This is a genomic window from Pseudomonas sp. KH_021 (assembly GCF_057838865.1).
In genome coordinates this window covers 48086-69323 of record NZ_CM174477.1, presented here as the reverse complement: position 1 = coordinate 69323, position 21238 = coordinate 48086, and the positions used below count along the sequence as shown (strand labels likewise).

The 21238-nt window shown below is 59.7% G+C and carries 22 protein-coding genes; 11 read left to right on the top strand and 11 right to left on the bottom strand.

Annotated elements, in window-relative coordinates:
- Positions 1–387: 387 nt before the first annotated feature.
- Positions 388–3150, bottom strand: coding sequence for a DNA polymerase I (polA, locus tag AC3IX4_RS00360; protein WP_489258733.1), 2763 nt, complete (start codon positions 3148–3150; stop codon positions 388–390).
- A 74-nt stretch (positions 3151–3224) separates the two neighbouring features.
- On the opposite strand from polA, the gene AC3IX4_RS00355 reads away from it, so the two are divergent.
- Positions 3225–3512, top strand: coding sequence for a DUF2782 domain-containing protein (locus AC3IX4_RS00355; RefSeq protein WP_489258732.1), 288 nt, complete (start codon positions 3225–3227; stop codon positions 3510–3512).
- A gap of 64 nt (positions 3513–3576) precedes the next feature.
- A complete protein-coding gene (locus tag AC3IX4_RS00350; protein WP_489258731.1) occupies positions 3577–4527 on the top strand; it encodes a homoserine kinase in 951 nt (316 codons plus the stop codon).
- A 162-nt stretch (positions 4528–4689) separates the two neighbouring features.
- On the opposite strand, the gene znuA is transcribed toward AC3IX4_RS00350, so the two are convergent.
- On the bottom strand, positions 4690–5634 hold the full coding sequence (znuA, locus tag AC3IX4_RS00345) for a zinc ABC transporter substrate-binding protein ZnuA (protein WP_489258730.1): 945 nt from the start codon (positions 5632–5634) through the stop codon (positions 4690–4692).
- Between the two features lie 67 nt (positions 5635–5701).
- Between znuA and zur the strand changes: the two genes are divergently transcribed.
- The 7 genes from zur (at position 5702) to AC3IX4_RS00310 (ending at position 11578) form a co-directional block, all read left to right on the top strand.
- Positions 5702–6184, top strand: a complete 483-nt coding sequence (gene zur, locus AC3IX4_RS00340) for a zinc uptake transcriptional repressor Zur (RefSeq protein WP_489258729.1) — start codon at positions 5702–5704, stop codon at positions 6182–6184.
- Complete coding sequence (znuC, locus tag AC3IX4_RS00335) at positions 6184–6963, top strand: zinc ABC transporter ATP-binding protein ZnuC (protein ID WP_489258728.1); 780 nt, start codon at positions 6184–6186, stop codon at positions 6961–6963. Before zur ends, znuC begins: the two co-directional genes overlap by 1 nt.
- On the top strand, positions 6956–7738 hold the full coding sequence (gene znuB / locus AC3IX4_RS00330; RefSeq protein ID WP_489258727.1) for a zinc ABC transporter permease subunit ZnuB: 783 nt from the start codon (positions 6956–6958) through the stop codon (positions 7736–7738). The genes znuC and znuB overlap by 8 nt, the downstream gene beginning before the upstream one ends.
- 122 nt (positions 7739–7860) lie before the next feature.
- Positions 7861–8571: a PA5502 family lipoprotein gene (locus AC3IX4_RS00325; RefSeq protein ID WP_489258726.1), complete on the top strand. Its 711-nt coding sequence runs from the start codon at positions 7861–7863 to the stop codon at positions 8569–8571.
- 496 nt (positions 8572–9067) lie between these two features.
- The gene (locus tag AC3IX4_RS00320; protein WP_489258725.1) at positions 9068–10075 is read left to right on the top strand and encodes a methionine ABC transporter ATP-binding protein; all 1008 of its coding nucleotides are present in this window, start codon (positions 9068–9070) and stop codon (positions 10073–10075) included.
- Positions 10075–10746, top strand: coding sequence for a methionine ABC transporter permease (locus AC3IX4_RS00315; RefSeq protein WP_489258724.1), 672 nt, complete (start codon positions 10075–10077; stop codon positions 10744–10746). Before AC3IX4_RS00320 ends, AC3IX4_RS00315 begins: the two co-directional genes overlap by 1 nt.
- Before the next feature lie 58 nt (positions 10747–10804).
- Positions 10805–11578 carry a MetQ/NlpA family ABC transporter substrate-binding protein gene (locus AC3IX4_RS00310; RefSeq protein ID WP_489258723.1) on the top strand — a complete coding sequence of 258 codons (774 nt, stop codon included), beginning with the start codon at positions 10805–10807 and terminating at the stop codon, positions 11576–11578.
- Between the two features lie 120 nt (positions 11579–11698).
- On the opposite strand, the gene AC3IX4_RS00305 is transcribed toward AC3IX4_RS00310, so the two are convergent.
- Genes AC3IX4_RS00305 through AC3IX4_RS00285 form a run of 5 tightly spaced genes read right to left on the bottom strand, consistent with a single transcriptional unit; the run spans position 11699 to position 15604 of the window.
- A complete protein-coding gene (locus AC3IX4_RS00305; protein WP_489258722.1) occupies positions 11699–12331 on the bottom strand; it encodes an SCO family protein in 633 nt (210 codons plus the stop codon).
- Positions 12328–13227 carry a heme o synthase gene (cyoE, locus tag AC3IX4_RS00300; protein WP_489258721.1) on the bottom strand — a complete coding sequence of 300 codons (900 nt, stop codon included), beginning with the start codon at positions 13225–13227 and terminating at the stop codon, positions 12328–12330. Before cyoE ends, AC3IX4_RS00305 begins: the two co-directional genes overlap by 4 nt.
- A 15-nt stretch (positions 13228–13242) precedes the next feature.
- Positions 13243–14295, bottom strand: a complete 1053-nt coding sequence (locus AC3IX4_RS00295; RefSeq protein WP_489258720.1) for a COX15/CtaA family protein — start codon at positions 14293–14295, stop codon at positions 13243–13245.
- Between the two features lie 9 nt (positions 14296–14304).
- Entirely contained in the window at positions 14305–14898 is a 594-nt protein-coding gene (locus tag AC3IX4_RS00290) for a hypothetical protein (RefSeq protein ID WP_489258719.1), read from the bottom strand.
- The gene (locus AC3IX4_RS00285) at positions 14864–15604 is read right to left on the bottom strand and encodes an SURF1 family protein (protein ID WP_489258718.1); all 741 of its coding nucleotides are present in this window, start codon (positions 15602–15604) and stop codon (positions 14864–14866) included. Before AC3IX4_RS00285 ends, AC3IX4_RS00290 begins: the two co-directional genes overlap by 35 nt.
- A gap of 59 nt (positions 15605–15663) precedes the next feature.
- Between AC3IX4_RS00285 and AC3IX4_RS00280 the strand changes: the two genes are divergently transcribed.
- Complete coding sequence (locus tag AC3IX4_RS00280) at positions 15664–15867, top strand: twin transmembrane helix small protein (protein ID WP_489258717.1); 204 nt, start codon at positions 15664–15666, stop codon at positions 15865–15867.
- Positions 15868–15872: 5 nt separating this feature from the next.
- Here the strand turns inward: AC3IX4_RS00280 and AC3IX4_RS00275 are convergent, their stop codons facing one another.
- Genes AC3IX4_RS00275 through coxB form a run of 4 tightly spaced genes read right to left on the bottom strand, consistent with a single transcriptional unit; the run spans position 15873 to position 20135 of the window.
- The gene (locus AC3IX4_RS00275) at positions 15873–16760 is read right to left on the bottom strand and encodes a cytochrome c oxidase subunit 3 (protein ID WP_489258716.1); all 888 of its coding nucleotides are present in this window, start codon (positions 16758–16760) and stop codon (positions 15873–15875) included.
- Between the two features lie 13 nt (positions 16761–16773).
- Positions 16774–17343: a cytochrome c oxidase assembly protein gene (locus AC3IX4_RS00270; protein WP_489258715.1), complete on the bottom strand. Its 570-nt coding sequence runs from the start codon at positions 17341–17343 to the stop codon at positions 16774–16776.
- A gap of 27 nt (positions 17344–17370) precedes the next feature.
- The gene (ctaD, locus tag AC3IX4_RS00265; RefSeq protein WP_489258714.1) at positions 17371–18966 is read right to left on the bottom strand and encodes a cytochrome c oxidase subunit I; all 1596 of its coding nucleotides are present in this window, start codon (positions 18964–18966) and stop codon (positions 17371–17373) included.
- 41 nt (positions 18967–19007) lie between these two features.
- Entirely contained in the window at positions 19008–20135 is a 1128-nt protein-coding gene (gene coxB / locus AC3IX4_RS00260; RefSeq protein ID WP_489258713.1) for a cytochrome c oxidase subunit II, read from the bottom strand.
- Positions 20136–20502: 367 nt separating this feature from the next.
- Between coxB and AC3IX4_RS00255 the strand changes: the two genes are divergently transcribed.
- Positions 20503–21141 (top strand): hypothetical protein, encoded by a 639-nt coding sequence (locus tag AC3IX4_RS00255; protein ID WP_489258712.1) that lies wholly within the window; start codon positions 20503–20505, stop codon positions 21139–21141.
- Positions 21142–21238: the final 97 nt, after the last annotated feature.

The window sequence follows — 21238 nt, the reverse complement described above, 5'->3', positions numbered from 1 at the left end:
AAGGTTCTAGACCGCTAGGGCGGGGTCCAGATATCTGCCAACACTTAACACAACAAAAGGAGCATCGAAGGGGCTTCACCACCCATTCAGTTACTCTGAGTCGAAGTTCACGGGATTAGTTCCCGAGAAATTTGAAAACTGTTTGCGATAAGCCTGCAAACTTTCGGCGCTAACGGCTATATGCCGCTGCCGCTCCGGCCGGACCACTGCTGTGTGTTCATCGCGGCTAAAGCCGGCTCCTACCTGGAGGCATTACAGCCGTCAGGTAGGAGCAGAGCTTGCTCGCGATTAGCACCGACGCGGTCGTTCAGACAGACCGTGGTGCCTTCATCGCCGGCAAGTCGGAGCGCCGAACCGCGCGCTCCTACAAGGGGCTTAGGCCGTGAATCAGTGGGCTTCATCCCAGTTCGCGCCCACACCGACTTCCACCAGCAATGGCACATCCAGCGTTGCCGCATTGCTCATATGCAAGCGTATTTGCTCGCTGACGTGTTCGATCAAATCCTCCCGAACCTCCAGGACCAGTTCGTCGTGCACCTGCAAGATCACTTTTGCATCCAGACCCGACGTTTGCAACCAGCCATCGACTGTCACCATGGCGCGCTTGACGATATCTGCCGCTGTGCCTTGCATCGGCGCGTTGATGGCCGTGCGCTCGGCACCTTTGCGCAGTGCGGGGTTTTTCGCGTTGATGTCCGGCAAGTACAGGCGACGACCGAACAGGGTCTCGACGAAACCTTGCTCCGCGGCTTGGGCGCGGGTGCGCTCCATATAACCCAACACGCCCGGATAGCGGGCGAAATAGCGGTCGATATAGTCCTGTGACTGCTTGCGGTCGACACCGATCTGCTTGGCCAGGCCAAAGGCGCTCATCCCGTAGATCAATCCGAAGTTGATCGCCTTGGCGCTGCGTCGCTGATCGGTGGTGACATCCTCCAGGGCAACGCCAAAAACTTCGGCGGCGGTGGCCCGGTGAACGTCCAGGTTATTGCGAAAGGCATGCAACAGGCCTTCATCCTTGGCCAAATGGGCCATGATGCGCAATTCAATCTGCGAATAGTCCGCAGCCAACAGCTTGTAGCCCGACGGCGCCACGAACGCCTGGCGAATACGCCGGCCTTCAGCGGTGCGAATCGGGATGTTCTGCAGGTTCGGATCGCTGGAGGACAAACGACCAGTCGCCGCCACGGCCTGATGATAAGAGGTATGAATACGACCCGTGCGCGGGTTGATCTGCTCTGGCAAGCGGTCGGTGTAGGTACTCTTGAGCTTGCTCAGGGAGCGGTACTGCATCAGCACCTTGGGCAGCGGGTAATCCAGATCGGCCAATTCGGCCAGCACGGCTTCGGCCGTGGAGGCCTGGCCCTTGGCGGTCTTGTTGAGGATCGGCATGCCGAGCTTTTCGTACAGGATCACGCCCAATTGCTTGGGTGAGCCAAGATTGAACTCTTCTCCCGCAATCTCGAACGCCTCACGCTCAAGTGCTACCAGCTTGTTGCCCAATTCAACACTCTGGATTCCCAACAGGCTGGCATCGACCAATGCTCCCTGACGTTCGATTTTGGCCAGCACCGGCACCAAAGGCATTTCGATATCGGTCAGTACCGTCAGCACACTCGGCGTCTTGGCTAAGCGCTCTTGCAAGGCGTAATGCAGACGCAGCGTGATATCGGCATCTTCGGCAGCGTAAGGGCCAGCCTGCTCCAACGGGATTTGATCGAAGGTCAGCTGCTTGGCGCCCTTGCCGGCGATGTCCTGGAAGCTGATGGTCGTGTGCTCCAGGTACTTCAGGGCGAGGCTGTCCATGTCATGGCGAGTGGCCGTGGAGTCGAGCACGTAAGACGCCAGCATCGTGTCATAGGCCACGCCTTGCAGATGAATGCCATTGGCCAGATCACCGCCAATCGCGCAATTTTCCAGGATGTTCATATCGTACTTGGCGTTTTGACCCACTTTCAGCTTGTTCGGGTCTTCCAGCAGCGGCTTGAGCGCCAGCAACACGGAGTCACGGTCCAGTTGCTCAGGGGCACCCATGTAGGAATGCGTCAACGGTACATAGGCCGCCTCATAAGGCTGCACGGCGAACGACACGCCGACCAGTTGGGCCTGCTGGGCATCCAGGCCAGTGGTTTCGGTGTCAAAGGCAAACAACGGCGCTGCCTTGAGCTTTTCCAGCCAGGCGTCAAAGCGCGCCTGATCCAGAATGGTCTCATAGTTGAGGATCGTTTCGACTGGGGCCGCCGGGGCTTCTTGCGCTTGCCCGGTACGACGGGCTTCGCGCTGCAGCTCATCGACCCAGCTCTTGAACTCAAGCTCAGAGTAGAGGGCTAACAGAGCATCACGGTCTGGCTCGCCACAAACCAGTGCATCCACTTCCACGTCCAGCGGTACATCAATCTTGATGGTGGCCAGTTCATAGGACAGGAACGCTGCGTCACGATGCTCTTCAAGCTTGGCTGGCAACGTCTTGGCACCGCGGATCGCAAACGTCGGCACCTTATCCAGGTTCTCGTACAGCTCTTTCAAGCCGCCTTCGACGCCCAACAACAAGCCCACGGCGGTTTTTTCGCCGACACCCGGAACACCTGGAATGTTGTCGACTTTGTCGCCCATCAGCGCCAAAAAGTCGATGATATGCTCCGGACCGACACCAAACTTCTCTTTTACGCCAGCAACATCCATCACACTACCGGTCATGGTGTTGACCAGCGTAATGTGACCATCGACCAACTGGGCCATGTCTTTGTCACCGGTAGAAATAATCACCGGCCGACCGGCGGCAGCGCTGCTACGTGCCAGAGTGCCAATCACGTCGTCCGCTTCGACGCCTTCCACGCACAGCAGCGGATAGCCCAGCGCACGCACGCTCTGGTGCAAGGGTTCGATCTGCACGCGCAGGTCATCGGGCATGCTGGGGCGATTGGCCTTGTATTCGGCGTACATTTCATCACGGAACGTACCCCCCTTGGCGTCGAAGACGACCGCGAACAGGCTGTCTGGATACTGCTTGCGCAGGCTCTTGAGCATGTTCAGCACGCCTTTGACCGCACCGGTCGGCAGGCCCTTGGAGGTAGTCAATGGCGGTAGCGCATGAAAGGCGCGATACAGGTAGGAAGAACCGTCCACCAGGACGAGGGGTGCTTGGCTCATGAGCAGAATCAACCTTTTCGACGGGTCCGGCGCTAGAATGACCGGATCATTGACGACAAAGGGACAAGGTTATCATGCGTACACTCAATCGCCTGTTACTGGCAGGTTTGATCGCAACCTGCCCGGTCGTGGCGCTGGCAGCAGAGGACGCGCCATCGGCCGACCCGGATGTCACCATTCGCACGGAAGGCGACAAAACGATCCAGGAATACCGCCAGAACGGGTTTCTTTATGCCATCAAGATCACCCCGAAGCATGGCAAACCCTATTTTCTGGTGCGTGCAGACGGTACCGATGCGAACTTTATCCGCTCCGATCAACCCGACATGCTGATTCCGTCGTGGAAGATCTTCGAGTGGTAAGGTCGCCTCTTTTTATCAACCGGGTACTTCGCTGAAGAAGTGCCATTATGGGCAATTTTTGATCATGTCAGTCTTCACCCCCCTGACCCGGCCTGAGCTGGAAACCTTCCTAGCCCCTTACGGCCTCGGCCGCCTGCGTGATTTTCAGGGGATTGCTGCCGGAACCGAAAACAGCAACTTCTTCATCAGCCTGGAGCAGGGCGAGTTTGTCCTGACCCTGGTCGAGCGCGGGCCTGTCCAGGACCTGCCGTTCTTCATTGAACTGCTCGATGTGCTGCACGACGCCAACTTGCCCGTGCCCTATGCGCTGCGTACTACCGACGGTGTGGCCTTGCGCGAACTGGCGGGCAAGCCTGCACTGCTGCAACCGCGCCTGCCGGGCAAGCACATCAGAGAGCCCAACGCTCAGCACTGCGTGCAAGTGGGCGAATTGCTCGCTCACCTGCATCTGGCCACCCAGCCAAACGTGTTGGAGCGCAAAACCGATCGTGGCCTGGACTGGATGCTGGAGGCTGGCGCAGAGCTGATGCCGCGCCTTACGAGCGAACAACGCGGTTTGCTCAAAGCTGCGCTTGATGAGATCGACCAGGCCAAGGCGCAGATTCTTACCCTGCCGCGAGCTAACTTGCACGCCGACCTGTTCCGAGACAACGTGCTGTTCGAAGGCACGCACCTAACCGGCCTGATTGACTTCTACAACGCCTGCTCAGGGCCGATGCTGTATGACCTGGCCATTACCCTCAATGACTGGTGCTGCGATGAAAAAGGCGTGGTCGAGCACAGCCGTGCCCGTGCGCTACTGGGCGCCTACGCGGCGCTGAGGCCTTTCACGGCCGCTGAAGCCCAGTTGTGGCCAATCATGTTGCGCGTGGCGTGTGTGCGGTTCTGGTTGTCGCGGTTGATTGCAGCGCAGGCGTTTGCTGGGCTTGATGTGTTGATCCACGACCCGAGCGAATTCGAAGTGCGCCTGGCAGCGCGGCAGCAGATCGATATCCCGCTGCCTTTCGCTCTCTGAGCTGTACGATGCCACCGCGCGGTCTTCATCGCGGTGGCCCGGCATCCGGTAAACCCTCCCCATGCCCCGCCGCCGTCGGGTAGGAGCCCGGCTTGCCGGCGATGGGCGCTGCGCAGTACATCAGGTAAACCGCGGCGCCCTCATCGCGGGTAAACCCGGCTCCTACAACAGCTGTTCCAGGCAACCTGCCAAGGTGTTGCCCAGGTTTTCCAGCATCTGCGCGTAGCCCTTGCCGTCCACCGGCGCGGTGGCCCCCAGCGCATCCAGTTCCGCGAGTTTCACCGGCAACCCTGCGGTCAGGGTTTCGGCCAAGCGTGGCCGCACGGGTGGCTCACTGAAGACGCAAGTCTTGCCGATCTGCTGCAGGCGCGCTCTCATGGCAGCGACATGCTGGGCGCCGGGCTGAACTTCCGCCGCTACGCTGAACACGCCCGTGTGCTTGAGGCCGTAAGCTTCTTCGAAATAGTCGAAGGCTTCATGAAAGACAAAGTAGGGTTTGCCCGATACGCCTGCAAGGCGTGATTTGAGGCGTTGGTCCAGCGCGTCCATCGATAGCTTGAACGCCACCAGGTTGGCCTGGTAGCGCGCCGCGTTGGCCGGATCTGCCTCGCTCAAGTCTGCCGCCATGCGTGTGGCGATCACCCGGGCATTGAACGTCGACAGCCACAGGTGGGCGTCCAGGCTGCCAGGGCGGTGATCGTGGTCATGATCGGACCCTTGATCCTCGTCATGCTCATCATGCTCATCATGGGAATGGCTGTCTTCGCCAAAGTGACGCAAATGCAGGCCTGGCAAGTCCTGCAAGGCAACACTTGGCTTGCTGCGGTTTTGCAGCACACGGGGCATGAAGCCTTCCATGTCCGGGCCAATCCAGTACAGCAACTCGACATCAGCGACCCGCCGCACATCCGATGGACGCAGGGCGTAGTGATGCGGGGAGGCGCCCGGTGGCAACAGGACCTGGGGGCTGCCGATGCCCTCTTGCACGGCCGCCGCGATCAACTGCACAGGCTTTATGCTGGTCAGTACGCGAACCTCGGCCTGCGCGGGGCTGAACACCGCCAGGCTTGCAAAAAAAACGACAAACAGAGCAAAAAGTCGGGACACGGGGAACACTCAAGGGCGGCTGGAACGGGTAACATAATAACGTCTCTCACAGAAATCGTCGCCGCCCATGCCTATTACCCCGCTGGCCAACCGTCCCCACGACCACTCACATTGCGTCCACAGCGCCTTGTCCGAGGCTGATGCGCTGTGCGCTCGCCAAGGCCTGCGCCTGACTGCATTGCGCCGTCGCGTGCTGGAGCTGGTCTGGCAAAGCCACAAGCCGCTGGGCGCCTACGACATCCTGGCCGTACTCAGCGAACAGGACGGCCGTCGTGCGGCACCACCTACGGTTTATCGGGCCCTGGATTTTTTACTGGAAAACAGCCTGGTTCACCGCATTGCCTCGCTCAACGCTTTTATCGGCTGTAGCCATCCCGAACATGCGCATCAAGGTCAGTTTCTGATCTGTCGCGAGTGTCATGTGGCCATTGAGCTTGAGCAAAAAACCATCAGCGACGCGATCATCACCAGCGCCAAATCGGTGGGCTTCAATGTGGAAGCGCAAACCGTCGAAGTGGTCGGGCTGTGCTCGCAGTGCCGGGGGGCGTAATGAGCACTGCGCTGATTCGTCTGGAAAAAGTGGCGGTCACCATCGCCGGGCAGAGCGTGCTGGATAACATCCAGCTGAGCGTCGATCCCGGTCAGATCGTCACCCTGATCGGCCCTAATGGGGCCGGCAAAACCACCTTGGTACGGGCAGTACTCGGGTTGCTCAAACCCACCAGCGGAAGCGTCTGGCGCAAGCCTAAGCTGCGCATTGGCTACATGCCGCAGAAACTGCACGTGGACCCTACATTGCCCTTGTCGGTTTTACGTTTTCTTCGCCTGGTCCCCGGTGTGGACCGAGCCCGCGCATTGGCAGCGCTCAAGGAAGTGGGCGCCGAACAGGTGATCGACAGCCCGATCCAGACTGTTTCCGGCGGCGAAATGCAACGTGTGCTGCTGGCTCGCGCGTTGTTGCGCGAGCCGGAACTGCTGGTGCTCGATGAGCCGGTGCAAGGTGTCGACGTCGCCGGTCAGTCCGAGCTCTACAGCTTGATCACACGCCTGCGCGATCGGCATCAGTGCGGTGTGCTGATGGTCTCCCACGACCTGCATCTGGTGATGAGCACGACCGATCAGGTCGTTTGCCTGAATCGCCATGTGTGCTGCTCCGGCCACCCGGAACAGGTCAGTGGCGACCCGGCCTTTGTCGAATTATTCGGCAACAACGCGCCCAGCCTTGCGATCTACCACCACCATCATGACCACGCCCACGACCTGCACGGTTCGGTGGTCCTCACCCCTGTTAGCGGACATGTACACGGAGACCACTGCAAGCATGGCTGATTTTCTGTTCTACGCCCTGCTTGCAGGTTTGGCGCTGGCCGTCGTGGCTGGCCCTCTTGGGTCCTTCGTGGTCTGGCGGCGCATGGCCTATTTCGGCGACACCTTGTCCCATGCCGCCCTGCTGGGCGTAGCCCTGGGCTTTTTGCTGGATGTGAGCCCGGCGATCGCCGTCACGGTCGGCTGCCTGCTGCTGGCCATCCTGCTGGTGACGCTGCAACAACGCCAACCCCTGGCCTCTGACACGCTGCTGGGGATTCTCGCCCCCAGTACCTTGTCGCTGGGCCTGGTCGTGCTCAGTTTCATGCACGATGTGCGCATTGACCTGATGGGCTATCTGTTTGGCGATCTGTTGGCCATCAGCCCGACCGATCTTGGCTGGATTCTTGGCGGTAGCGCCGCAGTGCTGCTGTTGCTGGTTGCGCTGTGGCGGCCATTGCTGGCCATTACCGTGCATGAAGAACTGGCGACAGTGGAGGGCTTACCGGTGTCTGCCCTGCGCATGACGTTGATGCTGTTGATTGCAGTCGTCATTGCCGTGGCCATGAAGATCGTCGGGGTGCTGCTGATCACCTCGTTGTTGATCATTCCGGCCGCCGCCGCCCAACGCCATGCCCGCTCCCCCGAGCAAATGGCCTTGGGCGCAAGCCTGCTGGGCGTGTTGGCGGTCTGTAGCGGCCTGGCTTTGTCCTGGTTCAAGGACACCCCGGCCGGGCCCTCCATCGTGGTCTCGGCGGCGGTGCTATTCTTGTTGAGTTTCGCGCTGCCCAAGCGTTGACGTGCAGCAGGGTGGTTACACCCTGCGACATCAAAATCCGGCGACATGCGCGAACAGTATTTTCGAGCCAAAGGACTGGGTGTAGACTTGCTCGTTTTTTGCACAAAAAGAGAGTTGCAGGAATGAAGCCGTTCGCCTCACGTTATCTGCTCCTTGCCGCGTTTTCGTTTTTGTTGGCCGCTTGCCAGAGCAAGCCTGCCGACACCGTTGCCGTGCCTGCCGAGCCCGATGGCTACCAGCAGTTGGAACAAAGCATCACCAGCAACGAACTGGCCACCGCAGAAGATCAACTCGCCGCCCTGCAGGCCAAGGCACCGGATGATGCGCGCCTGGTCCAGTATCAGCGTCAGTTGGCGGAGGCCTACCTGCAGCGCAGCCAGATCGTCCTGCAAAAAGGCGACGTGAATGCTGCAGCCACTGCCCTGGCTCGCGCCCGTGCGTTGATGCCAACGGCGCCCGCACTCACCGGTGGCGTGAACGGCGCCATCGCCAAGGCCCGCAGGGCAGAGCTTGAGAAAATCGAAGCAGCGCTCAAGGAAGCGGCCAAGCCCAAACCCAAGGTCATTGACCCGACGGCGCCGAGCACGGTAGTGGCGTTCAAAATCAACGATATGGCTCAGCTTCGCCGCCAACTGGACGACATCGCTGACGATGTGGTGAATTACAACTGCACAGTCGTCTTCCAGGTTCCGCGCACAGAAGACTACCCGTGGCTTTCCACGCTGCTCACCAAGCGGGTCACCCACCGCGACGCCCATTTCGACTTGCAGCAAACTCGCGAAATCCACCGCAAGTTGCCTGCCCAGATCGTCCTGATTCCCGCCAAGCCTTGATCTTCTGAACGCTTCGCTGGTCTGGCTTTGGGGTAGGAGCTAGCCTTGGCTGCGATGGGGCACACTGCGGTTTTCCTGATGCACCGCAGTGTGCCCCATCGCAGCCAAGCAGGCTGTGTGAAAACTCAAAATTTGGTTGATTTAGGGGGTACTTGACCCCCTCTCGACTAGTCGATCGTCGCGTGTACGCGATTACAGGAGGTCGTTTTTTGAGTGGGTCGACTTTTGTCGGAGTTTTCACACAGCCTGCAAGGCTGGCTCCTACCCTGGGATTGTGCCGCGAATAGCTTCACCGCGTATCAAGCTGGAATCGCCTTCGCAGCCGCCTCCCTATCTCAAACCCGGTGCTTGGATGCCGGTAGCTGACCGCTGATCGCGTTATTTCGCATTGATTGGACCCATTCGAAATAAATGCTAAGAACCTCTATACGAACAGGCTAAAATGCGCCCCCGGCTAACCGCTGACCCCATTCATGCGCCCCACAAGGTTCGCTAAGTGATCGAGTTTCAAAATGTCCACAAGACCTACCGCGTCGCCGGTAGGGATATCCCCGCGCTGCACGCCACGGACCTTACCGTCGAGAACGGCCAGGTCTTCGGCCTGATCGGTCACTCCGGTGCCGGTAAAAGTACCCTGCTGCGCCTGATCAATCGTCTGGAAGCCCCCAGCGGCGGCAAAATCATCGTCGATGGCGAAGACGTCACTGCTTTTGACGCCAACCAGCTACGACGCTTCCGCCAGCAGGTCGGGATGATTTTCCAGCACTTCAACTTGCTGGCCTCCAAGACCGTGGCTGACAACGTTGCGCTGCCACTGACTCTGGCCGGCGAACTGTCGCGCAGCGAAATAGACCGCCGCGTTGCCGAACTGCTGGCACGGGTCGGCTTGTCTGACCATGCAAAGAAATACCCGGCGCAATTGTCCGGTGGCCAGAAGCAGCGCGTTGGCATCGCCCGCGCCTTGTCCACCCGGCCAAAGATTCTGCTCTGTGATGAAGCCACCAGCGCACTGGACCCGCAAACCACCGCCTCGGTGCTGCAATTGCTGGCCGAGATCAACCGCGAGCTGAAGCTGACCATCGTGCTGATTACCCACGAGATGGACGTCATCCGCAGGGTCTGTGACCAGGTGGCCGTGATGGACGCTGGCAAGATCGTCGAGCAAGGCCCGGTCGCCGATGTGTTCCTGCATCCACAGCACCCGACCACCAAGCGTTTCGTCCAGGAGGACGAGCAGATCGACGAAAGCGAACAGCGTGACGACTTCGCCCATGTGCCAGGGCGCATCGTGCGCCTGACCTTCCAGGGCGAGGCCACCTACGCGCCACTGCTGGGCACCGTTGCCCGTGAAACCGGGGTGGACTACAGCATCCTGGCGGGCCGGATCGATCGCATCAAAGAAACCCCTTACGGCCAACTGACCCTGGCAATCACCGGCGGCGACATGGACGCAGCCTTCGCCCGCTTCGAGCAAGCGGACGTGCATATGGAGGTCCTGCGCTGATGGACACCTTGAGTTTCTTTGCCAACGTCGACTGGAGTGAAATCTGGCTGGCGACGGTCGATACGCTGCTGATGCTGGGTGGCTCGCTGCTGTTCACCGTATTGCTGGGCCTGCCACTGGGTGTGCTGCTGTTTCTGTGCGGCCCGCGCCAACTGTTCGAGCAAAAAGGCGTCTATGCCTTGTTGTCGCTGCTGGTCAATATCCTGCGCTCGCTGCCGTTCATTATCCTGCTGATCGTGATGATCCCGTTCACGGTGCTGATCACCGGCACGTCGCTGGGCGTTGCCGGGGCCATTCCGCCGCTGGTCGTCGGCACCACGCCGTTCTTTGCCCGCCTGGTCGAAACTGCCTTGCGCGAGGTTGATCGCGGCATCATCGAAGCGACGCAGGCCATGGGCGCCACCACGCGCCAGATCATCATGAATGCATTGCTGCCAGAAGCCCGCCCCGGCATTTTTGCCGCCATCACCGTCACCGCCATCACGCTGGTGTCCTATACCGCAATGGCCGGTGTGGTCGGCGCAGGCGGCCTGGGTGACTTGGCCATTCGCTTTGGCTACCAGCGCTTTCAGACCGACGTCATGGTGGTCACCGTGGTGCTGATGCTGATCCTGGTGCAAATTCTGCAAAGCGTCGGCGACAGGCTGGTCGTGCATTTTTCTCGTAAATAAACGCAAGGGTCGGCCATGCCGGCACCGGGGGCCGAGTGGCCCTCACAAGGAGTGATGAATGAAAAAACTGTTCGCAGCATTCGCCGCCGTCGCGGCCTTTTCGGCCCATGCAGCCGATACCCTGACCGTGGCCGCAACCGCCGTGCCGCACGCCCAGATCCTTGAGTTCGTCAAACCGACGCTGGCCAAGGAAGGGGTAGACCTGAAGGTCAAGGTCTTCACCGACTACATCCAGCCCAACGTGCAAGTCGCCGAGAAGCGCCTGGACGCCAACTTCTTCCAGCACCAGCCGTACCTGGATGAGTTCAACAAGGGCAAGGGCACTAATCTGGTCAGCGTGACCGGTGTGCACCTGGAGCCACTGGGCGCCTATTCCAGCAAATTCAAGCAGCTGGACGAGCTACCCAGCGGCGCCAATGTAGTTATCCCCAACGACGCCACCAACGGCGGTCGTGCCTTGCTGCTGCTGCAGAAGGCCGGTCTGATCAAGCTCAAGGACGCGGGCAACATCCTGTCCACGCCCAAGGACATCGCCGAGAACCCGAAAAAGCTGAAGATTCGTGAGCTGGAAGCCGCCACCCTCCCGCGCGTGCTGACCCAGGTCGACCTGGCACTGATCAACACCAACTACGCGCTGGAAGCCAAGCTTGACCCAGCCAAGGATGCCTTGATCATCGAAGGCAGCGATTCGCCTTACGTCAACATCCTGGTGGCTCGCCCGGACAACAAAGACTCGGCAGCCATGCAGAAGCTGGTTGGCGCGCTGCATAGCCCAGAAGTGAAGCAGTTCATCCTCGAGAAGTACAAAGGCGCCGTCGTCCCAGCGTTCTGATGCAACAGGCAAACCGCGGTGCGTTCATCGCGGCTAAAGCCGGCTCCTACACAGTGTTGTAGGAGCCAGGCTTGCCTGCGATAGCCATTGCACGATTTAACAGACAGAACGCGTCGGCGTTCAATCGTGTTTTACCAGCCCCGGTAACTGCGCAATCAGCTTCTGATTGTTGAACGGCGCCCGAATAAACCCGCGTTGCGTACCGTCCGGCCCCAGCAGGGCCAGGTTGCCGCTGTGGTCGACCGTGTAGTTCGGCTTGCTGGTATCGGCCGGAATAAACGGAATGCTCACGCCATTGGCCAGCTTTTCAGTCGCCTCGAGCGAGCCGGTCAACCCTTTGAAATCCTTGTCGAAATACCCCAGGTACTGCTTGAGCTGCTGGGGGGTGTCGCGGTTCGGATCGACACTGACCAGCACCACTTGCAACCTGTCGGCAGCCTCTTTAGGCAACTCACTCTTGATTTGGCGCAACTGCGCCAGAGTCGTCGGGCAGATGTCCGGGCAGAAGGTGTAGCCGAAGAACAGCAGCGACCACTTGCCTTTCATTTCATTGACCGCCACTGGCTGGCCTTGCTCGTCGGTCATTTCGACACTGGGGACGGTGCGGTGCTGGGGCAACAGGATGATGCCTGCATCGATCAGGGCGGTGGTATCGACCTGACCCTTGTTGGTGAGCACCTTATTGACGGTAAGGCCGAGGATCAAGGCGACCAGGGCCACAAGAATAAAGACGGTTTTCTGAGTTCGAGTCATAGATTCAACAGTAAGTAGTGGTCTACGAGCAGCGCGATGAATAACAGCAGCAGGTAATAAATCGAATACTTGAAGGTCTTCATCGCCGCGTGCGGTCGGGTGCCACGGTACAACACCCAGGCCCATTGCAGGAAGCGCAGGCCCAGCAGCAGCGCACAGCCCAGGTACAGCAGGCCACTCATGTGGATCACGAACGGCAACAGGCTCACCGCAAACAGGGCCGCGCAATACAACAGGATATGCACCTTGGTGTAGTGCTCTCCATGCGTCACCGGCAGCATGGGGATATCGGCCTTGGCGTATTCTTCTTTGCGGTGGATGGCCAGCGCCCAGAAGTGTGGGGGCGTCCAGGCAAAGATGATCAGCACCAGAAGCAGGGGTTCGGCACTCACATGCCCGGTGACCGCGACCCAGCCCAACAGCGGCGGTGCTGCGCCAGCCAGCCCGCCGATCACGATGTTCTGCGGTGTCGCGCGCTTGAGAAAGCCTGTGTAGATCACGGCGTAGCCCAGCAGCGACGCCAGCGTCAGCCAGGCCGTCATCGGGTTGGTGAACACCAGCAGCATGCCCTGGCCCAGCAGTGCCAACATCAACGCAAACGTGAGGGCCGCCAACGGCGAGACCCTGCCCTCGGCCAAGGGGCGTTTATGGGTACGCGCCATGACCGCATCGATGCGCCGATCGACCACATGGTTAACGGCCGCCGCCGCGCCCGCGCAACAGGCTATTCCCAGGTTACCGAACAGCAGCACCGTCCACGGCACCCCCGCCCGAGTGGCCAGGAACATGCCAACCAGCGAGGTGATCAGCATCAATACCACCACCTTCGGCTTGGTCAGCTCCAGGTAATCACGCCAACTCGCTTGGCTGCCGTGCTCTTGCGTCAACGACGCCATGGAAATGCTCCTGTGTCAGATCCGCCCCGGGCCGATAAAAGCCGGGGAAGGTCGCCAGTGAATGAATGCCCGGCGGGTAGCAGGCACTGCCACACTGCGGGTTCGGTAATTGACCAGCACCAGCGTCAGTAGCAGCCCGGCGCCGCCCGCGTTATGGGCAACTGCCACGGCCAGAGGCAGGTGAAACAGTACGTTACTGACACCCAGGCTGATTTGAACGCCAAGCGCCAGCACCACCAGCGCGGCGAGGCGCGGCATCCCGGTACTGCGCAGTTGCCAGGCCAGCGTCAGCAATACCAAGGTCACCAGCAGCGCACCGATTCGATGGGTCAGGTGAATCGCTGTACGCGCATCGCTGTCCAGTTGCCCGCCCAGGTAATTGGGGCCGATGTGCTGAGTGAGATGAAAGCCATTGGCAAAGTCGGTCGCAGGCCACCACTGGCCGTGGCAAGTCGGTAGATCGACGCAGGCCACGGCGGCGTAGTTGGAGCTGACCCAGCCCCCGAGCGCGATTTGCCCGATCACCAGCAGCAGGCCCAAGGCGGCCCAGCGCCTCAGTTGCAGGGGCACATTCGCCAAGGGCTGCAGCGCGCCCGACAAGCGCAGGCTGAGCAGGAACAACAGGCTCAAGGTGGCAAAACCGCCCAGCAGATGCGCGGTGACCACTTGGGGCCAGAGCTTGAGCGTGACCGTCCACATGCCAAAGGCAGCCTGGGCAAAGACCACACCCAATAACAAAAGCGGCAGTTTGATCGGCTGGCCGTCGCGGCCATGGCGACGCCAGGCAGCGACGGCCAGTGCTCCAATAACCAGCGCCAGGGTGCCGGCGAAATAGCGATGGACCATTTCGTTGCGGCCCTTGTGCGTTTCGACCGGCGTATCGGGGAAGTGCCGCTCGGCATGGGCCAGTTGCGCTTCAGTCTTGGGCACGCTGATGAAGCCATAGCAACCCGGCCAGTCCGGGCAACCCAGGCCTGCGTGAGTCAGGCGGGTGTAGGCACCCAAGAGTACGACCACCATTGCGAGCACGGTGGCAAACACAGCAAGACGATATCCTGGCCTGGCCATGAGCATGTCCTACCCAATGTTGGAGAGTTTCAGCAGGAGGCGCAGATCATTGAGCAAGTCCTTGCCATTGACCCGGGCGTCGTAGCGCAACACCAGATTGCCGTGCGGATCGATGATCCACAGTGCAGGCTCGGCCTTGCCTGTGGTCGTTTGTGAATAGCGCGACAAGTCCAGCGGGTAGCGTTGCAGTTGTGGATATTCACGCGACAGGCGTGCCTGATAGTCCTGCGTCAGTGCTTGCCCGGCGGCCAGCGCATGGCTGGCCCTGGAGGCGTCGCGGCCCAGGCCGATCTGGATTTGCCGCGCCAGGTAAACCAGTTGCTGGCAATCGGCCGAGCAGTCGGCAGGCGAGGTGACCAGCAGTTGCCAGCGCTGTTCATCGGCTTGAACACCCAGGTCGGCACGGCTCTGGCCATTGCCGATCATCTCGCCGTGATAACTGCGACTGTCAGGCACCCAGAACTGCAGTTTGTACATGCCGGTGGCCAGGATCATCGGCCCCAACACCACCAGCAGAATCAGGATCAACTGCAAGCGTCCGCGCCCACGCCCTACAGGCGCTTTGGTTTCAGACATGCCCTGCGGATTCATGGCGGCTCCCATGCTGCTTCTCCTTATTGTTATGCCATCCGAAATAGAGGTAGAGACCACTCAGGGCCAACGCCAGGGCAAACCACTGCACAGCGTAGCCCATGTGTTTTTCCGGGCCCATCGCAACCACCGGCCAGTCCACCCGATAAGCTGCCGGGCCAGGCTCCAGGCGTATCTCATGGGCGAAACCTTCGCGGCCCAATTGCGACCACAACACGCCTGGCTGCACAGCGGTCAACAGGCGCGGCCAGCGGTTGTCAGCGGCGTCTGCATGTAGTTGAAAGGTCGCCCCCGGCGCGACGTACACCCACGCATCCAGGCTTTGCATAGCATTGGGGGTCATGAATACGGGCGCGCTGCGACGATCCGGCCAGGGCAGCCAACCACGGTTGACCCACAACCACAGCCCGCTGGCCTGGTCGAAAAACGGTTGCAGCAGCTCGACTCCCGCGTGCCCATCACGAATGCGGTTATCCAGCAAAACGCTGTGCTGCGGATCGAACCTGCCGTAGAGGTGAATCCTTCGGAACGCAGGGTCAGCCACTTGATGCAACTGCGAGGCGGCCGTGGGCGCCTCGGTGCGACGCTGCTCATAACTGGCCAGCAACTCGCGCTTCTGGTCGGCACGCCCCCACTGCCACACGCCCAGGCCGATCAGCATGGGCAGCAGCAGGCCGACCACCACGGTGGGCACGATACCGGGCCGAAACGGCTTCATGGCTGCCAACTGCCTGTCGCTATACTTAAGATCATCGCGTACCTCCCGGGAGTTCCACCATGCTAAAAGTCGCGATCGTCCTGATGTTGCTGGCGACCATTGTCAGCCTGTTCAGCGGCCTGTTCTTTCTGGTCAAGGACGAAGGTCACTCGAGCCGTCTGGTCAAGGCTCTGACGGTACGGGTCAGTCTGGCCGCCATCACCCTGGCCCTGGTGACCTGGGGCTTCTACAGCGGCCAATTGGTGTCCCATGCACCTTGGTAAAACCCTCAAAGCACGTAGACAAAAATAAACAGGCCGACCCAGACCACATCCACAAAGTGCCAATACCAGCTGGCTGCCTCAAAGCCGAAATGCTTGTCGGCATCAAAATGGCCCCGCAGGATTCGAATCAGCATGACCGTCAGAATGATGGTGCCCATGGTCACGTGCGCGCCGTGGAAACCTGTGAGCATAAAGAAGGTTGCACCGTACACACCCGAGCCCAGTGTCAGCCCAAGTTCCGTATAAGCCTCGTGGTACTCGAACGCCTGCAGGCACAGAAAGACTGCGCCCAGGGCGATGGTCAGCGCCAGCCAGAACTTGAGCGGGCCGCGATGGTTTTTCCTCAAGGCATGGTGGGCAATGGTCACCGTGACGCTGGAGCTGACCAGCAAGATGGTATTTATCAGCGGCAGATGCCAGGGGTCGATTATGTCCTTTGGCGGCGGGAACGCCTTGGGGTCCGGGGTGTTCAGCAGTGGCCAGGCAAACTCGAAATTGGGCCAGAGCATATGCGTCACACCCTTGGCACCTTCCCCACCCAGCCATGGCCCCGCCAAGGTACGCACATAAAAAAGCGCGCCGAAGAAGGCGATAAAGAACATCACCTCCGAGAAAATGAACCACGACATGCCCCAGCGAAACGAGCGATCCAACTGCGCGCTGTAGAGCCCGGCGCGGCTTTCCTTGATCACCGCACCGAACCAGCCGAACAACATATAGGCCAGGCACACAGCCCCGACAAAAAAGATCAGCGGGCCATGGGAGTCCGGCCGCCCGGCCTTCATATCGTTGAACCAGATGCCCAGGCCGAGAACCGTGATGAACATGCCAATGGTGGCAATGATCGGCCACTTGCTCTGCGCCGGGACGTAGTAGCGCTCGTGAATTGCCATTTAATTGTTCTCCTTATCGGGCGCGCGGCGCGTCCTGTCCATCCACATGGGCAATGGGCGGTTGGCGAGCGGTGATGTCGAACAGCGTGTAAGCAAGCGTCAGGTGTTTCACATCGGTTGGCAGGTCGCGGTCAACGATGAACCGCACGGGCATCTCGATACGCTCCCCCGGTTGTAGCACCTGTTGGCTGAAGCAAAAGCATTCGGTCTTGTGGAAATACGCCGCCGCTTCTGCTGGCGAAATACTCGGAATAGCCTGGGCGGTCATCGGCTTGTCCGTCGGGTTGTGCGCCACAAACAGCATCTCGTTGACCGCCCCCGGGTGAACCTCAAGTTCATCCGCCTTGGAGTAAAAATCCCAGACCATGTCGATGGCATTGGTTGACAGAAACTGCACCCGAACCTGGCGCGAAGGGTCGACCACTTGCGTGCCGGCATACTGCCCACCCGTCTTGCCATTGATGCCGAATGCCTTGCACATCACGTCATAGATCGGCACCAGTGCGAAGCCAAAGGCGAACATGATCACTACCAGCATCAGCAGACGCGTGACCAGTCGCTTGATCGCATAGCCGTCGCTCATGGGCCTGACCTCCTTTGACAGGGTTGGTTATTTCACTTCCGGTGGCGTCACGAAGGTGTGGTACGGCGCCGGCGAAGGCACGCTCCACTCCAGCCCTTCGGCTCCCTCCCAAGCTTTGGCCGCCGCAGGCACACCGCCGCGGATGGTCTTGATGACAATAAAGAGGAAGAAGATCTGCGTGACCCCGAAGGTAAAGGCGCCAATCGACGACACCATGTTGAAGTCGGCGAACTGCAGGTTGTAGTCCGGCACCCGCCGCGGCATCCCGGCCAGCCCCACAAAGTGCATGGGAAAGAAGGCCATGTTCATGCCAATGAATGACAGCCAGAAATGCAGCTTGCCCAGGGTTTCGTCATACATATAGCCGGTCCACTTCGGCAGCCAGTAATAGGCCGATGCGAAGATCCCGAAGATCGCACCCGGCACCAATACATAGTGGAAATGGGCAACCACGAAATAGGTGTCGTGATACTGGAAGTCAGCCGGTGCAATGGCCAGCATCAGGCCGGAGAATCCGCCGATGGTGAACAGGATCACAAAGGCCACGGCAAACAGCATCGGCGTTTCGAAGGTCAGTGAGCCTTGCCACATGGTGCTGACCCAGTTGAACACCTTCACCCCGGTCGGCACCGCGATCAGCAAGGTCGCATACATGAAGAACAGCTCACCCACCACCGGAATGCCGACGACAAACATGTGGTGTGCCCAGACGATGAACGACAGGAACGCGATACTGGCCGTGGCGTAAACCATCGAGGTGTAGCCAAACAGCGGTTTGCGCGAGAACGCCGGGATAATTGCACTGACCGCGCCGAAGGCCGGCAGGATCATGATGTAGACCTCGGGGTGCCCGAAAAACCAGAACACATGCTGGAACAGAACCGGGTCACCGCCACCGGCGGCACTGAAGAAGCTGGTGCCGAAGTGGATGTCCATCAGCATCATGGTCACGCAACCGGCCAGCACTGGCATCACCGCGATCAGCAGGAAGGCGGTGATCAGCCAGGTCCAGACGAACAGCGGCATTTTCATCAGGGTCATGCCGGGAGCGCGCAAGTTGAGGACGGTCGCGATCACGTTGATCGCGCCCATGATCGAGCTGATCCCCATCAGGTGAATGGCAAAGATAAAGAAGGTGACGCTTTCCGGCGCATAGGTGGTGGAGAGCGGAGCGTAGAAGGTCCAGCCGAAGTTCGGCCCGCCACCGGGCATGAACAGGGTCGAGACCAGCAGCAGGAACGCGGCCGGCAGCAACCAGAAACTGAAGTTGTTCATCCGTGGCAGCGCCATGTCTGGCGCACCGATCATCAACGGGATCATCCAGTTGGCCAGGCCCACGAACGCCGGCATGACCGCGCCGAACACCATCACCAGACCGTGCATGGTGGTCATCTGGTTGAAGAACTCCGGCTCCACGATTTGCAGGCCGGGCTGGAACAGCTCGGCGCGAATCACCATGGCAAAGGAGCCGCCGAGCAGGAACGCCAGGAAGCTGAACCACAGGTACAACGTGCCGATGTCCTTGTGGTTGGTGGTCAGCACCCAGCGCATCAGGCCCTTGGCTGGGCCGTGAGCATGCTCGTCATGGCCGGCATGCCCATGGTCGTCAATGACTGCACTCATGTCCTGTCTCCTGAACTTGCGACCACGTAAGAAAGGCCCGTTCATTTGCTTTCTGCCTGCTTGATTGCCAATACATCTTTTGGCGTGACCATGTCGCCCTTGTTGTTGCCCCAGGCGTTGCGTTCATAGGTTACGACAGCGGCCAGGTCGACTTCCGAGAGCTGTTTGCCAAAGGCCGCCATCGCAGTACCAGCCTTGCCGTGGAACACCACATTGAGGTGATCCTCTATAGGCCCAGTGGCGATTTTCGAGCCCTTGAGGGCGGGGAACATGGGTGGCAGGCCCTGGCCTTCAGCCTGGTGACAGGCCACGCAGGCGGTGTGGTAGACCTTGTCGCCGCGCTCGACCAACTCTTGCAGTGTCCATTCCTTGCTGGTCAGCTCCTTGAGCTGCGCGGCCTCGGCCTTGCGCTCCCCAAGCCAGGTGTCGAAGTCCGCCTTGGACTTGACCTCGACCACGATCGGCATGAAACCGTGGTCCTTGCCGCACAGCTCGGTGCACTGGCCGCGATATAGGCCGGGCTTCTCGATACGGGTCCAGGCTTCGTTGACAAACCCTGGGATCGCATCGCGCTTGACGGCAAACGCGGGCACCCACCAGGAGTGGATCACGTCGGCAGCGGTGACCAGAAAGCGCACCTTGGCGCCCACCGGCAATACCAGCGGGTTGTCCACCTCGAGCAAATAATGCTCATCCTTGGGGGCTTTGTTGTGGATCTGGTCGGCGGGCGTGGCCAGGTTGCTGAAGTACTCGACGTCCTGGCCCAGGTATTTGTAGTGCCACTTCCATTGGTAGCCGGTCACCTGGACATCCAGGTCCGACTCGCTGGTATCGTAGATGTCGATAAGCGTCTTGGTCGCGGGAATGGCCATGGCCACCAGGATCAACAAGGGCACGATGGTCCAGAGGATTTCCACCGTGGTGCTTTCGTGAAAGGTCGCGGCCTCCTGACCGGTGGAGCGACGATGGACGATCATTGACCAGAACATGACACCGAAGACCACGACACCGATCACCACACAGATCCAGAAGATCGTCATGTGCAGATCGAAGACCGCGTTACTGACATCAGTCGCCCCCGGCGCCATATTCACGGTCCAGGCGGCGTGCGCCGGACTGAATATCGACCACAGCAGGAGGCCCATCCAGACATGTGGATGTCGCATCATTGCGGGTTCCCCTTATCGTTCTTTTTATCCCGGAGGCGTACACCTGCGGCAAAGGGAGCGGCGGTCAAGACAACGAACTTTGGCTACCGAGCCCCTACTGCCATGCAGTCGGGCCTCATCAGTAACTCTTTCCAACCCGAGTATAGACAGCGACCTGCGCCTCGCAACGCAATCGCAAAATTCTGCTGGCACGCTCCAAGCCTTGCGCTTGAGCCCCCGGTTCGCGTGGCCTTGCGATCAATGATGGCTTTTAGATATAACCGCCGCACATAAGTATTAATTAATTATTACAAAAGCGTCTTAGCAAAATCGAAAAGCGAGCTACCTTATGTTTTCCGTTGTCATTGCTTAATCCCTTGGAGTATTCATGAATATCGCCGCTTTGCGCGATCAGATAGACCGTGCCCGACACCATGAAAAACAAACCGGCCAACTCAAGAGCCGGCTCAAAGATCAGCTCCCTCATTTGCACCCGGCCATTCAATTGCCCAAAGAAGATCCACACGAAGCCCTGATCGGTTTCGTGACGGCTTATATCGAACAAGTCCCGGAACTGCTGGAAGCCGCAAACGAAGTGGCCCAGCAGGCCGGTATCGAGTCGCAGGTCAAGCCACTGCTGAAGATCGCCGAAGCCTACTTCATCAGCCCGCCGCCGATGATCAATGGCCATGTCGGCCTCGACTGCCTGCTGGACGAAGCTTATCTCGCGCACCGTTTGGTCGAAGAGGTGAACGACATCTACATCAAGCATTTCAATCAGCCGCTGATTCCGTTCGACACCACCGTGGCCAACGTGATTGCCCATCGCCTGATCGGTGAGGCGTTCGCCAATCAACTGGATGAGGTTGCCCATCATTCGGTCGACGAGTTGCTGGATGATAAGAACTTCGCTCTGGAGTCGGTGGAAGCCTACCGCGACAAGCTCACCAGCCCCGACACTGGAAATGCCTGGAAACGCTGGCCGTGTCTGTCACGTCAGTTGGGCGTTGGGCTGAAACTTTCCTGACAAACGCATCCCTTGGTGCGTCTAGCCAGAGGAAAGCGTACCTGCTGTGCACAAACGACTGTGTTCAATACGCTTTGAGGGCAAATCAGGCCCTCAA

Bases quoted from the DNA above. Each gene is read 5' to 3' on its own strand.
- AC3IX4_RS00270 (WP_489258715.1), bottom strand. From the start codon at position 17,343: ATGAGCGACGGCTATGCGATCAAGCGACTGGTCACGCGTCTGCTGATG.
- AC3IX4_RS00325 (WP_489258726.1), top strand. From the start codon at position 7,861: ATGAAGCCGTTCGCCTCACGTTATCTGCTCCTTGCCGCGTTTTCGTTT.
- AC3IX4_RS00290 (WP_489258719.1), bottom strand. From the start codon at position 14,898: ATGGGAGCCGCCATGAATCCGCAGGGCATGTCTGAAACCAAAGCGCCT.
- AC3IX4_RS00315 (WP_489258724.1), top strand. From the start codon at position 10,075: ATGGACACCTTGAGTTTCTTTGCCAACGTCGACTGGAGTGAAATCTGG.
- polA (WP_489258733.1), bottom strand. From the start codon at position 3,150: ATGAGCCAAGCACCCCTCGTCCTGGTGGACGGTTCTTCCTACCTGTAT.
- AC3IX4_RS00255 (WP_489258712.1), top strand. From the start codon at position 20,503: ATGAATATCGCCGCTTTGCGCGATCAGATAGACCGTGCCCGACACCAT.
- AC3IX4_RS00305 (WP_489258722.1), bottom strand. From the start codon at position 12,331: ATGACTCGAACTCAGAAAACCGTCTTTATTCTTGTGGCCCTGGTCGCC.
- ctaD (WP_489258714.1), bottom strand. From the start codon at position 18,966: ATGAGTGCAGTCATTGACGACCATGGGCATGCCGGCCATGACGAGCAT.
- znuC (WP_489258728.1), top strand. From the start codon at position 6,184: ATGAGCACTGCGCTGATTCGTCTGGAAAAAGTGGCGGTCACCATCGCC.
- coxB (WP_489258713.1), bottom strand. From the start codon at position 20,135: ATGATGCGACATCCACATGTCTGGATGGGCCTCCTGCTGTGGTCGATA.
- znuB (WP_489258727.1), top strand. From the start codon at position 6,956: ATGGCTGATTTTCTGTTCTACGCCCTGCTTGCAGGTTTGGCGCTGGCC.
- AC3IX4_RS00350 (WP_489258731.1), top strand. From the start codon at position 3,577: ATGTCAGTCTTCACCCCCCTGACCCGGCCTGAGCTGGAAACCTTCCTA.
- AC3IX4_RS00275 (WP_489258716.1), bottom strand. From the start codon at position 16,760: ATGGCAATTCACGAGCGCTACTACGTCCCGGCGCAGAGCAAGTGGCCG.
- AC3IX4_RS00355 (WP_489258732.1), top strand. From the start codon at position 3,225: ATGCGTACACTCAATCGCCTGTTACTGGCAGGTTTGATCGCAACCTGC.
- AC3IX4_RS00295 (WP_489258720.1), bottom strand. From the start codon at position 14,295: ATGGCCAGGCCAGGATATCGTCTTGCTGTGTTTGCCACCGTGCTCGCA.
- AC3IX4_RS00310 (WP_489258723.1), top strand. From the start codon at position 10,805: ATGAAAAAACTGTTCGCAGCATTCGCCGCCGTCGCGGCCTTTTCGGCC.
- cyoE (WP_489258721.1), bottom strand. From the start codon at position 13,227: ATGGCGTCGTTGACGCAAGAGCACGGCAGCCAAGCGAGTTGGCGTGAT.
- AC3IX4_RS00285 (WP_489258718.1), bottom strand. From the start codon at position 15,604: ATGAAGCCGTTTCGGCCCGGTATCGTGCCCACCGTGGTGGTCGGCCTG.
- AC3IX4_RS00280 (WP_489258717.1), top strand. From the start codon at position 15,664: ATGCTAAAAGTCGCGATCGTCCTGATGTTGCTGGCGACCATTGTCAGC.
- zur (WP_489258729.1), top strand. From the start codon at position 5,702: ATGCCTATTACCCCGCTGGCCAACCGTCCCCACGACCACTCACATTGC.